General features: G+C 41.3%; 13 protein-coding genes. All 13 read left to right on the plus strand.

The window, feature by feature from the left end; all coding sequences use genetic code 11:
- Positions 1-8 precede the first annotated feature (8 nt).
- The 13 genes from L4F91_RS01135 (at position 9) to purL (ending at position 18,015) form a co-directional block, all read left to right on the plus strand.
- Entirely contained in the window at positions 9-593 is a 585-nt protein-coding gene (locus L4F91_RS01135; RefSeq protein WP_265762357.1) for an outer membrane lipoprotein carrier protein LolA, read from the plus strand.
- Positions 594-610: 17 nt separating this feature from the next.
- Positions 611-2,938, plus strand: coding sequence for an MMPL family transporter (locus L4F91_RS01140; RefSeq protein WP_395896789.1), 2,328 nt, complete (start codon positions 611-613; stop codon positions 2,936-2,938).
- A gap of 27 nt (positions 2,939-2,965) precedes the next feature.
- Positions 2,966-4,204, plus strand: coding sequence for an NAD(P)/FAD-dependent oxidoreductase (locus L4F91_RS01145; protein WP_265777418.1), 1,239 nt, complete (start codon positions 2,966-2,968; stop codon positions 4,202-4,204).
- 107 nt (positions 4,205-4,311) lie between these two features.
- Complete coding sequence (locus tag L4F91_RS01150; protein ID WP_395896792.1) at positions 4,312-4,818, plus strand: DUF3261 domain-containing protein; 507 nt, start codon at positions 4,312-4,314, stop codon at positions 4,816-4,818.
- An 8-nt stretch (positions 4,819-4,826) separates the two neighbouring features.
- The gene (locus tag L4F91_RS01155; RefSeq protein WP_395896794.1) at positions 4,827-6,047 is read left to right on the plus strand and encodes a beta-ketoacyl-ACP synthase; all 1,221 of its coding nucleotides are present in this window, start codon (positions 4,827-4,829) and stop codon (positions 6,045-6,047) included.
- Positions 6,040-6,495 carry a dehydratase gene (locus tag L4F91_RS01160; protein ID WP_250363994.1) on the plus strand — a complete coding sequence of 152 codons (456 nt, stop codon included), beginning with the start codon at positions 6,040-6,042 and terminating at the stop codon, positions 6,493-6,495. Before L4F91_RS01155 ends, L4F91_RS01160 begins: the two co-directional genes overlap by 8 nt.
- The gene (fabG, locus tag L4F91_RS01165) at positions 6,492-7,220 is read left to right on the plus strand and encodes a 3-oxoacyl-ACP reductase FabG (RefSeq protein WP_250363995.1); all 729 of its coding nucleotides are present in this window, start codon (positions 6,492-6,494) and stop codon (positions 7,218-7,220) included. The genes L4F91_RS01160 and fabG overlap by 4 nt, the downstream gene beginning before the upstream one ends.
- A gap of 10 nt (positions 7,221-7,230) precedes the next feature.
- Positions 7,231-8,469 (plus strand): beta-ketoacyl-ACP synthase, encoded by a 1,239-nt coding sequence (locus L4F91_RS01170; RefSeq protein ID WP_250351029.1) that lies wholly within the window; start codon positions 7,231-7,233, stop codon positions 8,467-8,469.
- A 911-nt stretch (positions 8,470-9,380) separates the two neighbouring features.
- Positions 9,381-10,316, plus strand: coding sequence for a substrate-binding domain-containing protein (locus tag L4F91_RS01175; RefSeq protein ID WP_395896797.1), 936 nt, complete (start codon positions 9,381-9,383; stop codon positions 10,314-10,316).
- Between the two features lie 100 nt (positions 10,317-10,416).
- Positions 10,417-11,349, plus strand: a complete 933-nt coding sequence (locus L4F91_RS01180; RefSeq protein ID WP_395896799.1) for a sugar ABC transporter substrate-binding protein — start codon at positions 10,417-10,419, stop codon at positions 11,347-11,349.
- 33 nt (positions 11,350-11,382) lie between these two features.
- On the plus strand, positions 11,383-12,891 hold the full coding sequence (locus L4F91_RS01185) for a sugar ABC transporter ATP-binding protein (protein ID WP_395896801.1): 1,509 nt from the start codon (positions 11,383-11,385) through the stop codon (positions 12,889-12,891).
- Positions 12,892-12,960: 69 nt separating this feature from the next.
- The gene (locus tag L4F91_RS01190; RefSeq protein ID WP_250351025.1) at positions 12,961-13,917 is read left to right on the plus strand and encodes an ABC transporter permease; all 957 of its coding nucleotides are present in this window, start codon (positions 12,961-12,963) and stop codon (positions 13,915-13,917) included.
- A 204-nt stretch (positions 13,918-14,121) separates the two neighbouring features.
- Complete coding sequence (purL, locus tag L4F91_RS01195) at positions 14,122-18,015, plus strand: phosphoribosylformylglycinamidine synthase (RefSeq protein WP_395896803.1); 3,894 nt, start codon at positions 14,122-14,124, stop codon at positions 18,013-18,015.
- The last annotated feature ends 62 nt before the right edge of the window (positions 18,016-18,077 follow it).

The following is an 18,077-nucleotide window of genomic DNA, read 5'->3' on the forward strand; positions in this document are numbered from 1 at the left end:
TAGGAAAGATGAAAAAATATTTTGCGTTATTATTATGGATAGTCAGTTTACCTCTTTGGGCGTTTTCTGAGCAAGATCTTATCGCTCAACTTCAACAAAGTCATACGGTACAAGGAGATTTTGTACAGCAGCGTTTTCTTAAAGCATTGCCACAACCTATTGAAACTAAAGGAAACTTTACATTAGTAGCAGAAAAAGGCTTGCTGTGGCAAATGACACAGCCTTTTCACACAGAATTACGGATTACCCCACAGGGTATTGCACAATGGAATGGGCAAGATTGGGTTGCTAACGGAAATATGGCGCAATCGCAACAAATTCGTCTGTTTTTAGGCTTGTTATCGGGGGATTTGTCGGGGCTAAAAAGCCATTTTGATTTTGCATTAAGTGGTAATGCCAAACAATGGACATTGCAACTTACGCCAAATTCGCTCTTAATGAAACAGATCTTTACTTCAATTATTGTACAGGGAAATCAGAGCGTAACGGCAATGCAACTGAATGAAGTACAAGGTGATAGCACAAAAATTTACTTTCAGCATATTCAGCTTAATCAGCCATTATCATCCGCGGTGAAACAAGCACTAGAATAGAAAAATGAGTACCTAAAATGTCGCAGTCAGTCAAAACATCAAAATTTTCCACCGCACTTTTTTCTATGGCAATTCGTATTGCGTATGTAATGAGCTTGGTGTTTTGCATAATTACACTGGTGATATTTATTTTGCGTGGTAATTGGCTGCAAACTGATTTACAAGCATTATTGCCAGAAGATCAGCAATGGCAAACCATACAACAGCAAGTTGATAAACAGCAAGAACAGCGGTTAAATGGGAAAATCATTGCACTGATTGGTGCAAGCTCGCTTGATAATGGGATTCAACTTTCGCGGGAAATTGCTCAACGTTGGCGTCAGAGTGGTTTATTTCGTCAGGTGAACAGTGAGTTCCAGCCTGATCTTAATACACTTCGCCAAGCAGTGAAAACCCTCGCTTTTGCCACGTTACCCGCCCATATTCGTACTCAATTAATTCAGCAACCTCATCAATATTTCCAGCAATATGCGCAGCAAATGAGCAATCCTTTTGCAGCACAAAGTATATTGCCGTTGGATCAAGATTGGCTCGGTTTTGGACGATTTACGCTTGCACAAGCACAGCCACAGAGTAATGTACAATGGCAAGCAGAAAGTGGTGTGCTTAGCGTGAATGGACAAGGAAAAAGCTGGATATTATTACAAGGGGAATTAACCCCTCAAAACTGGCTTACTCCCCCTTTAGCATTGCTACAGCTGATTGAACAAAATCAGCAACTTGCGCACTCACAAGGGGCAGAAATGAATATCACAGGTGCAAGCCTATTTGCCTTGCAAGCCAAGCAAAGTGCAGAGCGAGAAAGCCAATTAATGAGTGGCTTTGGGGTGGGATTAACCTTAACGCTGTTGCTGGTGGTATTTCGCTCGCTACAAGTGTTATGGTTATTTTTACCTATTGTGGCAGGTGTGTTAGTGGGCGTGGTCGCAACCCTTGCTTGGTTTGGGCAAGTGCATATTTTAACCCTCGTCATTGGCACAAGTTTAATTGGCGTATTGATTGACTTTCCATTGCATTGGCTTTCTGGCTCATTGCTTTCTCACCGTTGGCAAGCAAAGCGAGCAATGCAAAAACTACACCTCACCTTTAGTGTGAGTTTATTGGTCACGTTGCTAGGTTATGCGTTGCTTGGTTTTACTTCATTGCCTATATTACAGCAAACCGCCTTATTTTCAGCGGCGGCGTTACTGGCAGCGGTGCTGTTTACGCAACTTTTATTACCCGATTTTTTTCTCCATTATCAGAATAAACGCCCAACAAAGTTGTTATACGCTTTTTATCAAGTGCGGCGCTTTTTTCAAATGTTTTTGCTTTACCGAAAAGCCTTGATAGGCATATTCGCCCTCTTTGTTGCGGGAGGAATTGTCCAATCTAAGTGGCAAGATGATATTCGTCAGTGGGTGGCATTATCACCGAATTTAGTTAGCCAAGCACAAAAAATTGGTGAATTAACAAGAATGCAATTAAGTGGGCAATATTTTTTAGTTTTAGCGGAAAATGACGAAAAATTACTCGAAAAAATCACCGCACTTGATCGTCAATTAGAACAAGCCAAGCAGCAACAGCAGCTAGAAAGTTATCAATCTTTAAGCCAATGGCTAATGAGTGAAAAACAACAACGTATTTTCGCACAACAATTGCAACACTTATCATCACAGGATTATGCACCACTCAGTGCAATGGGGGTTCCTGCTGAAATTGTGCAACAACAACTGAAAGGATTAGTTCATCAGCCAGCACTTTCTTTGCAAGCGGCATTGAATACACCATTAGGACAGGGGTGGCAAAGTTTGTATTTAGGGCAGATAGCTGGACAAAAAGCCGCGATTATCCCTGTTAATAAAGGCGACCACCAAGCCTTATCACAACTTGCCAATCATCACGATATTTTCTGGCAAGACAAGCGTAGCCACTTAAACCAAGCTTTCCAACAAACTCGTAATCAAGCCGTGTGGCTAAAATTACTTTCTTTTCTCTTAGCAGGTTTATTGTTGTGGCGTTATTTCGGTGCCAAAGCGAGTGGAAAAATGTTATTTGTACCCGTTTTTGCGGTGCTTACCACCTTGGGTATTTTCGGTTGGCTTGGTTTACCCATCAGCTTGTTTGCAATGTTTGGAATGTTGTTGGTTTCTGCTATTGCTGTGGATTATGTTGCATATTTGCAAAGTGTTTCTGGGTTAAATGCCCATAAGCAATTTGCGATTGTCCTTGCTGCAAGTACGACGCTAATTTCTTTCGGTTTGCTCACCCTAAGCCATACGCCCGCTGTGGCATTGTTTGGGTTGAGCGTGAGTATTGGCGTGATTTGTGCGGTGAGTATCGCATTTATGATGTATCGTAAATAATAACAATGACTTTTTAGGGAGCAAAAAATGAGTCAATATGATGTCGCGATTATTGGTGCAGGCCCTTCAGGTTCCGTGGCGGCTGCATTATTAGCGAAACAAGGGGTATCAGTATGTGTATTAGAGAAGCAATATTTTCCCCGTTTTGTCATTGGTGAAAGCTTACTACCTTATTGTATGGAAATTTTGCGTGAAGCTGAATTGCTTGAGGCAGTAAATCGCGAACCGAGTTTCCAATTTAAAAACGGCGCTGCTTTCACTTGGGGCAATCGTTATACTTATTTTGATTTTACCGATAAATTTACCGCTGGGGCTGGTACAACTTTCCAAGTCAGACGGGGGATTTTCGATAAAATTTTAATTGATGAAGTGGCAAAACGTGGCGTTGATGTCCGTTTTGGCAATGAAGTATTAGCTTTTGAAACACAAAATGATGGCGTGCAATTACAGGTGCGTAACGATAAAGGCGAAAGCTACAATTTGAACGCGAAATTTGTTCTTGATGCAAGTGGTTACGGGCGCGTATTGCCACGCTTATTAGATTTGGAGTTACCTTCACACTTGCCAGCGCGTGTGGCGCGTTTCACCCATATTGATGACAATATTGATGATCCTGAGTTTGATCGAAACAAAATTCTTATTACGACTCATCCAGAACACCGAGATGTATGGTTATGGCTTATTCCTTTTGCCGATAATCGTTGTTCTATTGGTGTGGTTGGTTTGCCTGAGACCCTTGAAGGCGATGACGAACAGGTGTTAAAAAAATTTGCATTAGAATGCCCAATGCTAAAACGCATATTAAAAAATGCCGTGTGGGATAATGATTTCCCTTATCGTCATATTCAAGGTTATTCTGCGAATGTAAAAACCTTGCACGGAGAACGCTTTGCTTTATTAGGGAATGCGGCGGAATTTTTAGATCCTGTTTTTTCATCGGGGGTGACAATCGCATTGCATTCCGCACATCTTGCTGTTCCTTTGATCGTGCGACAACTCAACGGTGATATTGTGGACTGGCAAAAAGAATTTGCCGATCCGCTAATGCTTGGTGTAGATGCGTTTCGCACTTATGTGAATGGTTGGTATGACGGCTCATTTCAAGATGTGGTGTATGCGAAAGATCCACAGCCCGAAATTCGTCGTATGATTTCTTCCATTTTAGCTGGGTATGCGTGGGATAGTGCGAATCCATTTGTGGCAAAATCTACACAACGTCTTGCCGCGTTGGCTGAGTTTTGTGGCACAGCAAGCCAAGATAAATAAAAAAGAGGAAATAAAGTGCGGTGCGATTTTTGAGAATTTTATCCCTGTTCATTGATCTAAAAAGAAATGCTACAATCGAAAAAAGTAAAAAAACAACCGCACTTAATATGATGATAAAAAGAATAAGTCAATGGCGAGCTTGGTTTATTGCTGTTGTATTCTGTGGCGTGATGGGCTGCCAAAGTTTACCACAAGCGCAAAATTTCCCAACCAATACGCCAAGTAGCCAATTATTTAAGATTGAACGGCAAGACGAGCAACATCGCTCTCAGCAACAAAGTTTACTTGCCTTACAATATCAACCTAGACAATGGCGTTGGGTGCAAACCGATCCTCTTGGTGCGCCTTTGGCAAGGGCGGTTTTAACGTCACAAGGTTGGCAAAATGATGGCTTTGTTATGCCAAACCCGCAGGCAAAATGGTTGTTTTCTGCGATAGCAACGGCGTTATATCCAGATTTCCCGCTTTTTCCATTTAGCAAGGTGGAAATGCAAGGTAAGCGACAAGTTTATTTTATTAATCATAAGCCTGTTTGGTCGATTGAAGGGCAATCTCCCGTGTGGAAAATTGATTTAACCGACAATAGCCATTGGCGTGTAACTTTATTAAATTAAGGAATAATGTGAGTCAATTGTATTTATCGCAACCTGCGGTGGTCAGTAGTTTAGGTGAAGGGCTGGCTGCCCATATTTCAACGTTATTATCTGCTGCACCTTCTACATTAAGTTTGTGTGATACGCCATTTAGTGAAAATGGATTGCTAGATAATGCACGAATGTATGGCGCGGTGAATGTGCCACTTCTCCCGTTCCCAAAGACTGTTCCAGCAGCGCATCGTAGCCGTAATAATCAATTGTTGTGGCATTGTTTGGCACAGCTGGAAACGCAGATTGAGCAAGCTATTCAGACGTTCGGTAAACATCGCATTGCGGTTGTGGTGGGGACCTCTACCACGGGAGTAGATGAAAATATTGAGCTGTTTAAGCAAGCGGCGGAACATCAAGATTGGTCTCGTGTGCCTTTCAAACAGCAGCAACAATATTTCTCTGCACCTGCAGATTTTGTCGCGTGGCAATATGGTTTGAGTGGATTATGTTATGGCATTTCTACTGCTTGTACTTCTGGCGCGAGAGCCTTGATGAGTGCGGCACGATTATTGAAAAATAATCTGTGTGATGTGGTGATTTGTGGCGGCGTGGATACCTTATCCCCTTTAACAATCAAAGGCTTTCAATCCTTATCGGTATTATCCGATAGCCAGACGAATCCACTTTCTGCAAACCGTAAAGGCATTAATATTGGTGAAGGAGCGGCAATGTTTGTGCTATCTAAACAGCCTTTCGGACAATCAGTAGAATTACTCGGCTATGGGGCAAGCAGTGATGCTTATCATATGTCTTCACCCCATCCAGAAGGCGAAGGCGCAATTGCCGCATTTCGTGCGGCTTTAGCAAATAGTCAGCTTGCGGCAGATGAAATCGGTTGGATCAATTTGCACGGTACAGGCACTATTCATAATGATCAAATGGAAATTCTCGCTGTGTATAATGTGTTTGGTGAACATACCCCTTGCACTACAACAAAACCATACACAGGACATACATTAGGCGCAGCTGGTGCTGTGGAGGCTGCCATTTTATGGGGAATGATCCATCCTGATTTCAATCCAGAAGGGAAATTGCCACCCCAATTATGGGACGGTGAGCCAGATCCTACTTTACCTAAGGTTGCAATTACCGACACAAATAGTCGTTGGCAACAGGAAAAACGGATTGGGGCAAGTAGTTCGTTTGCTTTTGGCGGTAATAATACTGTACTCATTTTAGGAGAATGCGATGTTTGATTTAACCTGCCCAATTACCAATATTGCGCCACTGTTACCGCATAGTGGCGAAATGGTGCTATTACAACAACTTGATGAAGTTGGGGAAGATTTTCTGGTTGCACAAGCACAAGTGAGTGCGGATCATATTTTGCTAAAAAACGGCAAGTTAGCCAGTTTTGTCGGGGCAGAAATTATGGCGCAGGGCATTGCTGCTTGGGCGGGGTGTAAATGCGTTCGAGCAGGGCAACCTATTGGCTTAGGTTATTGGCTTGGAACAAGAAAATTGCATATTTATCAACAGGCTATTCCTGTTGGTAGTACATTAGAAATTCGTATTCATCGCTCCCTTGAAGATGATACTGGTTTTGGCGTGTTTGACTGCCAACTACGAAATAAAAATACAAATGAACTGATTATTGAAGGAACGCTGAATGTATTGCGTCCACCAAAAGAGAGAAAAGTATGACAGATAGCGTATTAATTACAGGTTCTAGTCGTGGTATTGGCAAAGCCATTGCATTACAACTGGCGCAATCGGGGTTTGATATTGTGTTGCATTGCCGTAGCCGACTTACGGAAGCGGAAACCGTTGCCGAACAAATTCGTGCGATGGGACGCAATGCCCGTATTTTGCAATTTGATGTGAGTGATCGTGATAATACCGCACGAAAATTACTGGCAGATGTAGAACAATTTGGTGCTTACTACGGGGTGGTACTGAATGCGGGATTAACCCGAGATAATGCTTTTCCTGCTTTAACGGATGAAGATTGGGATATTGTGTTACGCACGAATTTAGATGGCTTTTACAATGTTCTTCACCCCATTATGATGCCAATGATTCGCCGTCGAAAAGCTGGGCGAATTGTATGTATCACATCTGTTTCTGGTTTAATAGGAAATCGTGGGCAAGTCAATTATAGTGCCTCAAAAGCAGGTATTATTGGTGCGGCAAAAGCGCTTGCGGTGGAATTAGCAAAACGTAAAATCACGGTAAATTGTGTGGCTCCCGGATTAATCAATACAGAAATTTTAGATGAAAATGTGCCTGTTGAAGAGATTCTCAAAGCGATTCCCGCAGCAAGAATGGGGGAACCAGAAGAGGTGGCACACGCCGTTGATTTCTTAATGAACGAAAAAGCAGGCTATATTACTCGTCAAGTTATCGCCGTGAATGGCGGATTATGCTAAGGAAAAAATAATGAAACGCGTTGTGGTAACAGGTATCGGCGGTATTACCGCATTTGGACGTGATTGGGCAAGCATTAAACAGGCTTTTGTGAAACAAAAAAATGCAGTGCAAACAATGGATTGGGGCAAGCTAGATGGAGAAATAGAATCTCGTCTTGGTGCGCCTATTAACCACTATACCCCACCTGAGCATTGGAATCGTAAGCAATTACGCAGTATGGGCAGAGTGGCGCAGCTTTGTGTTGATGCTGCTGAAATGGCGCTAACAAATGCGGGGTTATTGCAAAATGGTGAACTTGATCCTTGCGTCCTCAATGGCAATATGGGCGTGGCAAGTGGCTCATCATCAGGCAGCACCAAAGACATACAAGATCTCGGTTTAATGATGGCAGGTTATCCCAACACCAGTAATGCCAATACTTATGTACGAATGATGCCTCATACTACCGCGGCAAATATCGGTATTTTCTTTGGCTTAAGTGGACGTATTATCCCAACATCAAGTGCCTGTTCATCAGGCAGTCAAGGCATTGGTTATGCGTATGAGGCGATCAAATATGGAATGATCCCAATGATGTTAGCTGGTGGCGGTGAAGAGTTTTGCCCTTCACAAGTCTATGTGTTTGACTCTCTTTATGCCGCAAGTCGCCGGAATAACCAACCACAGCAAACACCACGTCCTTATGATCAAGAACGTGATGGCTTAGTCATCGGCGAAGGTGCAGGGATCTTAGTATTAGAGGAACTTGAACACGCCAAAGCACGCAACGCAACGATTTTAGCGGAAGTAGTTGGGTATGGCGCAAACAGCGATGGCAGCCATATTACACGTCCACAAAAAGAAACAATGCAACGCTGTATGGAATTAGCCTTACAAGATGCGGGATTACGCCCTGAGCAAATTGGTTATGTGAATGGACACGGCACAGCCACAGAACAAGGTGATATTGCAGAAACCCTTGCCACCGCCGCATTATTTGGCAATGTTCCCCTCAGTTCACAAAAAAGCTATCTCGGACACACGCTCGGTGCGTGCGGTGCATTAGAATCTTGGTTTTCTATTGAAATGATGCGCGATAATTGGTTTGCACCAACGCTCAACCTAGATAATATCGATCCACGTTGTGGCAAGCTCGATTACATTCGTCAAGCCCCAAGAGAAATTCACACAGACTATGTAATGAATAACAACTTCGCCTTTGGTGGGGTAAATACATCGCTCATTTTTAGGCGCTGGACGGAAGACTAAGTATATAGTGGATATTTAGAAATAGAATTTTCTGTAGTACAACAAAAAATTCAATGATTTTCAACCGCACTTTATTTTTATACAAAAGAATAAGTGCGGTTGAATTTTTGCGAATTTTTTCTCTATGAATAAAAGATTAAGCAACGGTTTAACGCTTTTTATGCTTAGGAAAAACCTGCTTTTCTCATCGTGGTTATTAGTCAAACATTACCATTTTGCCAGCAATAGTCGTTAAATTTCCTGCTTTTACTCATTGAAGAAAACTCACACTATATTGCGAGAGGGAATAGCCATTATGTTCATTAGAACGATGATTCAACACCATTGAATCAGAGATGAACGCGTTGGTTAATCAAGTCCTGAAAAATAATAATCTTCGAGTTACCCAGACCATCTTCTTTAGTGTGGTATCGAACTAACATAGCAACTAATGCTATAAAAATCGTATAGAGGACATAAATACTCACATCATTCTTTTTCATTTCTTTTTAAATAAGTTGATGGCATCTAAACAACGCTTTCATTGAAAATTAAATTTCAAAAATTTCTATTTTCGGGCGTGAAATTTCATTTTATTGCGAAGATCAAATTTTAGGTTAGAAACCAGATTTTGGCGATTAAAATTATGTAAATAACAGAAAAATGCTTAGATTTCTATTTTTTATAAGTACAGCAGAAAAAAATGTGAGTTTTTATGCATTTTCTTTATTTCTAAATACGAAAACACGATCTAATTCACAATTTTTTAACTTGATGATTGCGACATTTTTCCCTTAATGCTATATATAAAATAGATGATTTATTTCATAATTGTCTAAATTTGAAATTTATATTCACAAAATAGAACCTTGTGCAATATAGTGGTATTTCAGCTTTGTGATCAATCTAACCTTTAAAATAGGAGTAGAAGAATGAAAAAAACACTATTAGCAATGCTGTGCAGCGGATTGTTATTGACATCTCAAGTTGTAATGAGTAAGCAGCTTATGATTGGTGCCCCAATGAATTCTTTCGCGGATAAATGGCAGACATATTTACAAGATTCAATTCGTGATTTTGATGAGAAACACGATGATGTGGAAATTAAATTATCCGATGCAAATGGCGATCCAGCTCGTTTGCTAAATGATGTGGAAACGTTTATCGATCAAAATGTTGATGCTTTGCTTGTTGTACCAACAGATCCAAATATTGTTAAGGTCATTGGACGTAAAGCACAAAAAGCAAAAATTCCACTCATTATTGTTAATCGTAAACCTAATGATGAAGATATGAAATATGTTACAAGTTACGTCGGTTCTGATGAGATTGAGGGGGGACGTATCCAAGCAGATTTTATTGTGAATACGTTAGGTGGTAAATCAGGCAATGCATTAATTTTATTAGGGCCTTTAGGGCAAGATGCAGTAACTAAGCGAACTCAAGGTAATAAAGATATTTTTGCACAACATAAAAATATTAACATCGCGACAGAGCAAGAAGGAAAATGGGAACGTGATAGAGGTTTGAGCATTGCTGAAAACGTATTGGCAGCAAATAAAAATATTAATGTTGTGGTGAGCAACAATGATGAAATGGCAATCGGTGCATTACTTGCTGCACGTAAACTGGGGCTAAAAGATGAAGATATTCTTATTGTGGGTTTGGATGCCACGCCTGATGCATTGGAATATTTAGGTAAAGGGCTAGATGCTACGGTTTATCAATCAGCTAAAGGGCAAGGTGCAGCTGGAGCAGAAGTTGCATATTTAGCAGCAAAAGGAGAAAAAGTCCCTGCAATAAAATGGATTCCATTTGAATTAGTTACCCCTGATAAAAAAGAGGAATATCAAGCCAAATATAAATAACACTCATACAGAAGGGCAGAGCTTTGGCTTTGTCCTTCAACTAATAAATGAGATAACTCAAAGTGCGGTTCATTTTTTCGTTATTTTTGGAGTATAAGTGATGTTCAAAAAACTATTCTTCCTATTTATTGGCATTTTCTTTATTCCGACATTATTTGCCAAATCCTTCACTATCGGCGTTTCGATGTATAGCTTGTCTGATAAGTACCCTACTTATTTACAAGATGCAATGCAGAAATTTGAAAAAGTGCATCAGGATGTCAAACTGAAATTTGCCGATGCGAATGGCGATCCGGCAAAGATGTTGAATGATATTGAGAACTTCATTGATAGCAATGTTGATGCCATTGTTGTGATGCTAACTGATCCAAAAATTGTGAAATCAATTGGTTTAAAAGCAAAGAAAGCAAAAATTCCATTAATTGCGGTTACGGTTAAACCTAATGATGAAGATATGCAATACCTTACGAGTTATGTCGGTTCGGAAGAAATGACGAGTGGAAAACTGCAAAGCGAATTTGTTTTACGCTCATTAAATGGGAACCCCGCGAATGCTATTATTTTATTAGGTCCATTAGGGCTAGATGCCCAAATTAAGCGCACAGAAGGAAATAAATCTGTTTTAGCTTCCCATCCTGAAATCAATATTCTTTCCGAACAAGAAGCAAAATGGGACAGAGCGAAAGCAATGGAAATAGCAGAAAATTTATTTGCTGCACATAAAGATATTAATGTTGTACTAGCAAATAATGACGAAATGGCAATTGGTGCATTATTGGCTGCAAGAAAAGCAAAGATTCCAGACGACAAAATCATTATTGTTGGTATTGATGCGACACCAGATGCTCTTGCATATCTTGGTAAAGGGTTAGATGCAACGATATTTCAGTCGGCAAAGGAACAAGGCAGAATGAGTATCGAACTGGCATATAAGGCGGCTAAAGGAGAAAAAGTTCCCGCGATAAAATGGATTCCATTTGAATTAGTTACACCTGATAAAAAAACACAATATCTCAATAAATATAAAGAATAGCTCTGATAAATAGTTGATATGAAGGAGTAAAGTATGAGTACAGCAACAAAATCTCCCTATATTTTAGAAATGCGTAACGTTTCTAAAACATTTCCTGGGGTAAAAGCGTTAGATGGAATTAATTTAAAAGTAAAAAGAGGATCTATTCACGCCTTAATGGGGGAAAATGGCGCCGGTAAATCGACATTGATGAAAGTGCTTTATGGCATTTATACCCCCGATGCGGGCAGCGAGTTAATTTTAGATGATACACCCTTTAAACCTACCCGACCGATTGATGCGATTAGACGTGGTTTAACAATGGTACCGCAAGAAATTTCACCTGCTGCGAATTTGACCATTGCCGATAACTTTTATCTTGGGCGAGAAATTACGAAAGGGCGTTTTTTGCTTAATCAAAAAGAGATGAATGCAAGAGCGGTAGAAATTCTTAATAATCTTGGTGTCCCGATGGATGTTACAGTCAAAATGTCTGAAGTTTCTGTTGCGAAAGCACAACTTGTTGCAATTGCAACAGCCGTATCCAATGATGCCAAAGTCATTATTATGGATGAACCCACAACAGCATTAACTGAAACTGAGGTAGAACAACTTTATCGTATTATTGATATTGTAAAAAAACGTGGTATCGCCATTATTTTTATTTCACATAAATTAGACGAAGTATTTAAAGTTTCTGACGAAATCACCGTAATTCGCGACGGACAATACGTTGGTACAAAAGCCACTTCAGAGATCACTAAAGATCAACTTATTTCAATGATGGTTGGACGAGATATGTCTGAAATGTTCCAACGTGAACGTTTTGAGATTTCAGATGAAATTGTTGTTGAGGTGAAACACTTTACTCGTGTAGGAAAATATCAAGATATTAATTTCAAAGTGCGTAAAGGGGAAATTTTTGGTATTGCTGGTTTAGTGGGGGCTGGTCGTTCTGAAATAGTCGAGGGGTTGTTTGGTTATAAACCCGCGGATAGCGGCGAAATTTATATTCATGGTGAAAAAGCTGAAATTCATAATCCCTTAGATGCGATGAAATACAAAATTGGTTTTGTAACAGAAGATCGTAAATTGACAGGATTATTTCTTAATTTAAGCATAACTGACAATATGATTATGCCGAAAATGTCCCCTTATTTGGAAAATTTTTTGGTATCAGTAACGCGAGCGCAAAAGACGGCGTATGAACAAAAAGATAAGCTCAAAATTAAGGCGCCAAATGTCGAAGTCATTACTAATAATCTATCAGGAGGAAACCAGCAAAAAGTGTTACTTGCCCGTTGGCTTTTACTTGAGCCTGATATTTTAATCCTTGATGAACCAACAAAAGGTATTGATGTGGGGGCTAAAGCAGAACTCTATAAATTAATGGTTGAGTTATCCAAACAAGGAAAAACAATCATTATGATTACATCAGATATGCTAGAGCTACTTTCAATGAGCGATCGTGTTATGGTAATGCACGAAGGACATCAAGTTGGGATTATCCCACATCAAGAACTAACGCAAGAACGGGTTTTAGAATTAGCATCTGGTGCATAACAACATTTATAAACCAGACTAACATTCATTCAAACTAGTAAAATGGTAAACACAGATGAGGTATATATTATGTCAAATGTGACTTTCAAAAAAATCATAAATGCTTATGGAATGGTTTTTATCTTAATTGGACTATTTTTAGCCCTTTCTCTCTCAATTGATGGTTTTTTCTCTGCTCGTACGGTTTGGAGTATTATCGAACAGGTTTCAATGTTTGGAATCATTGCTATTGGAGTAACTTTTGCAATTATCACAACAGGGATTGATTTATCCTCTGGTTCTGTCGTGGCGCTTACCGCAGTGGTTTCAGCTTCAGTAGTGACTGGCGGTGATTCTGTAAGTGCTGCAATGCTCGCTTTCGCTATTTCATTAGCATTAGGCGCATTCCTCGGAGCAATTAATGGAACATTAACCGCAGTAGGCGCAATTCCTCCCTTCATCGCCACCTTAGGTATGATGATTATTGCTCGTGGTGCGGCACAATTATATTCAGATGGACGCCCAATTGATGCCTCTTCTGAAGCCTTTACTTGGATTGCTGATGTAAATGTATTTGGCTTACCTGGGTTAGTTATTTTATATATTTTGATTGTAATTGGATCACATATTTTACTCAGTCGTTCTACTTTTGGACGCCACGTTTATGCTGTGGGCGGAAATCTTAATGCGGCAAAAATTTGTGGAATCAACACCACTAAAACCTTAATTTGGGTTTATACCTTAGCGGGCGCATTATCTGGTTTAGCGGGGGCATTACTCGCAGCACGAACCTATGCGGGTAACCCTTCTTACGGATTAGCTTGGGAACTTGATGCAATCGCCGCAGCAGTGATTGGCGGCGTATCATTAAGTGGTGGCTTTGGCAGCATTCCAATGTGTGTAATTGGAGCATTGATTATTGGTACAACCAACAAAGGTTTAAATATGCTGGGAGTCGATCCTTACTGGCAACAAATTGTAAAAGGATTGATCATTGTTTTTGCTGTATTACTCGATACTTTAAAGCGTCGTAAAAAAGCGAGCTAAATTTCTCGCTTGCCTTAGCTAATTAACAACCGCCTTTTGCTTAAATCAAAAGTGCGGTCGTTTTTTCTCTTTTTTTATCCATAACACCACGTTTTTAATGAATTCGTTTTTTATTCATTACTACACTTACGCAAACGTTTTCGTTTTGCTAAAAATTCCTCTATAATAGCCAAGTTTTTCATTAATCTAACCAATGGTAAGTCTATGTTGCAGATTTTTCGTGGCTCTCCAGCCCTTTCGCCTTTCCGTTTAAATCAACTCGTCCAACGCTTTCAACAAGCACAACTTCCAGTGAAATCTTGCTATGCAGAATATCAACATTTTGCAGAACTCAGTGAAGCATTGAATACGCTTGAAGAGCAAGAATTAACCCAATTATTACATTATGGTCCAAACTTGGCACAGCACGAACCACAAGGGGAATGTTTTATTGTTATCCCTCGCGTTGGTACGATTTCTTCTTGGTCGTCAAAGGCCACTGATATTGCACACAATTGCGGTTTAAATAAAGTTTTACGTTTAGAGCGCGGATTAGCGTTTTATTTTGAGTTAGAACGTACTTTAAATGAGCAAGAGCAAACCCAGCTTGTTAGTCATATTTATGACCGAATGATGGAAACGGTAATCCGCACGCCACAAGAAGCCGAAGTGCTATTCCAGCAACAGCAACCAAAACCCTTTACCCGAGTGGATATTTTGGCAGGTGGGCGCAATGCATTAGCACAAGCAAATGTGTCTCTGGGGTTGGCATTGGCAGAAGATGAAATTGATTATTTAGTGGAAAATTTCACCGCACTTGGGCGTAATCCGACTGATGTGGAACTTTATATGTTCGCGCAAGCCAATTCGGAGCATTGTCGCCATAAAATTTTTAATGCCGATTGGATCATTGATGGTGAAAAACAAGAAAAATCCTTGTTCAAAATGATCAAAAATACCTTTGAGAAAACCCCAGATTATGTGCTTTCAGCGTATAAAGATAACGCCGCGGTAATGGAAGGCTCAAACGTTGGACGCTTTTTCCCAGATCAAGATGGGCAATATCGTTATCATAATGAAGATGCGCATATTTTAATGAAAGTCGAAACCCATAACCACCCAACGGCAATTTCCCCTTTCCCGGGGGCGGCAACGGGATCTGGCGGCGAGATTCGTGATGAAGGGGCAACAGGAAGAGGCGCTAAACCAAAAGCAGGATTAGTGGGATTTTCTGTTTCAAATCTGAACATTCCAAATTTTGAGCAACCGTGGGAAACCGCGCTATCTAAACCTGATCGAATCGCCTCTGCATTAGATATTATGCTAGAAGCGCCTTTAGGCGGTGCGGCATTTAATAATGAATTTGGTCGTCCAGCCTTGCTTGGTTATTTCCGTACTTATGAAGAAAAAGTAAACAGCTTTAATGGCGAAGAAGTGCGTGGCTATCACAAGCCTATTATGCTCGCAGGCGGTATCGGGAATATCCGTGCAGAACACGTGCAAAAAGGTGAAATCCCTGTGGGCGCAAAATTGATTGTACTTGGCGGGCCAGCAATGAATATTGGCTTAGGCGGTGGTGCGGCCTCTTCAATGGCATCAGGCAAATCGAAGGAAGATTTAGATTTTGCTTCCGTACAGCGTGATAATCCTGAGATGGAACGCCGTTGCCAAGAAGTGATCGATCGCTGTTGGCAAATGGGTAAAGATAACCCGATTTTGTTTATCCACGATGTAGGCGCAGGCGGTTTGTCTAACGCAATGCCAGAGTTAGTTCACGATGGGGGGCGTGGCGGACGCTTTGAATTGCGTGATATTTTATGTGATGAAAAAGGAATGTCGCCGTTGGAAATTTGGTGTAACGAATCGCAAGAACGTTATGTGCTTGCTGTTGCACCAGATAAATTAGCGTTATTTGAGCAACTTTGTCAGCGTGAACGTGCGCCATTTGCCGTGATTGGTGAAGCGACAGAACAAGCACACCTTACCTTACACGATGATCATTTCCATAATGAGCCGATTGATTTACCAATGAATGTATTGCTTGGTAAAACACCAAAAATGACGCGCGATGTTGCCTCTAAACACGTGCATAATCCACCACTAGATCACTCAAATATTGAGTTAAAAGAAGCGTTACACCGCGTATTACGTTTGCCTGTGGTGGCAGAGAAAACCTTCCTAATTACCATTGGTGATCGCTCCGTAACGGGTATGGTAGCGCGCGATCAAATGGTTGGTCCTTGGCAAATCCCCGTAGCAGACTGCGCAGTCACGACGACGGCATTAGATAGCTATCACGGTGAAGTAATGGCAATGGGTGAACGCGCCCCTGTGGCATTGTTAGATTTCGCTACTTCTGCGCGTTTAGCCGTAGCAGAAAGCCTCACCAATATTGCCGCAACGGATATTGGCGATATTAAACGCATTAAACTTTCTGCTAACTGGATGTCTGCCGCAGGGCATACGGGCGAAGATGCAGGGCTTTATGAAGCCGTCAAAGCCGTAGGGGAAGAACTTTGCCCGCAATTGGGCTTGACCATTCCCGTGGGGAAAGATTCAATGTCAATGAAAACTACTTGGCAGGAAAATGGTGAACAAAAATCCGTCACCGCCCCCCTTTCTTTAGTGATCAGTGCGTTTGCTCGGGTGGAGGATGTACGCAAAACCGTCACCCCACAATTACGCACCGACAAAGGCAGCAGCCGTTTATTCTTGATTGATTTAGGCGAAGGGAAAAATCGCTTAGGCGCAACCGCATTGGCACAGGTTTATAAACAATTAGGTGATAAGCCAGCGGATGTGGTGAATGTGGAAAGCCTGAAAGGCTTCTTCAATGCAATGCAACAACTTGTGAATGAACAAAAATTGCTGGCTTACCACGATCGTTCAGACGGCGGCTTGATTATCACCCTTGCCGAAATGGCGTTTGCAGGGCATTGTGGCGTATCCGTAGATATTAGCGCGTTAGGTGATAACGATCTTGCCGTATTGTTTAATGAAGAATTAGGCGCGGTGATCCAAGTGAAAGACAGTGATTTGCCCGCTGTTCGTCAGGCTTTCGAGCAAAATGGTGTACTGTATCTACTGAAAGAACTTGGCACGGTAAACGCAAACAATCAATTTGAAATCACGCGTGGCACGAAAGTGTTATTGAAAGAAACCCGTTCTGAATTGCGTGGCATTTGGGCAGAATTGACCCACAAAATGCAGGCATTGCGTGATAATCCAGAATGTGCCGAGCAAGAATTTGCCGCGAAGAAAAATCCAAATGACAAAGGCTTCTCCGTGTCTTTAACTTATGATGTGAATGAAGACATTGCGGCACCTTATATCGCCAAAGGTGTACGTCCACGCATTGCCATTTTACGTGAGCAAGGCGTAAACAGCCATTATGAAATGGCCGCCGCCTTTGACCGTGCAGGCTTTGATGCCATTGATGTGCATATGAGTGATTTGCAACATCAACGCCATCATTTGAAAGACTTCCAAGCGCTTGTGGCTTGTGGTGGCTTCTCTTACGGTGATGTGTTAGGCGCAGGCGGTGGCTGGGCAAAATCTATTCTATTTAACACCGCACTTCGCGATCAATTTGCCACTTTCTTTGCTCGTGAAAATACCCTTGCACTCGGGGTATGTAATGGTTGCCAAATGCTCGCTAACTTAGCTGAAATTATCCCGGGAACAGAAGCGTGGCCACGTTTTGTGCGTAACCAATCGGAACGTTTTGAAGCGCGCGTCGCAATGGTTCGCATCAATGAGACGGCTTCACTGTGGTTTAACGGAATGGCTGGTTCTCATATGCCAATCGCGGTTTCTCACGGTGAGGGACGTGTAGAGTTCAAAAATGATCAGCAACTTGCTATGTTGCGTGAACAAAATTTGATTATTGCACAATATATTGATAATGATCTCAGCCCAACCACCCAATACCCCGCCAACCCAAATGGTTCCGTGGATGGTATTACCGCACTCACCAACCGCAATGGACGTGTCGCCATTATGATGCCACACCCAGAACGAGTTTACCGCGCAGTTTCCAATTCGTGGTATCCTGAAGATTGGACAGAAGACGGTGCGTGGATGCGATTATTCAGAAACGCAAGAGTCGCGTTAAAATAAGAAAGCATAGGAAAAAACAAAGTGCGGTGATTTTTCACCGCACTTTTTCTTATCAGGAAAAA

The sequence above is a fragment of the Avibacterium sp. 20-126 genome, from assembly GCF_044358625.1.
GTDB lineage: Bacteria > Pseudomonadota > Gammaproteobacteria > Enterobacterales > Pasteurellaceae > Avibacterium.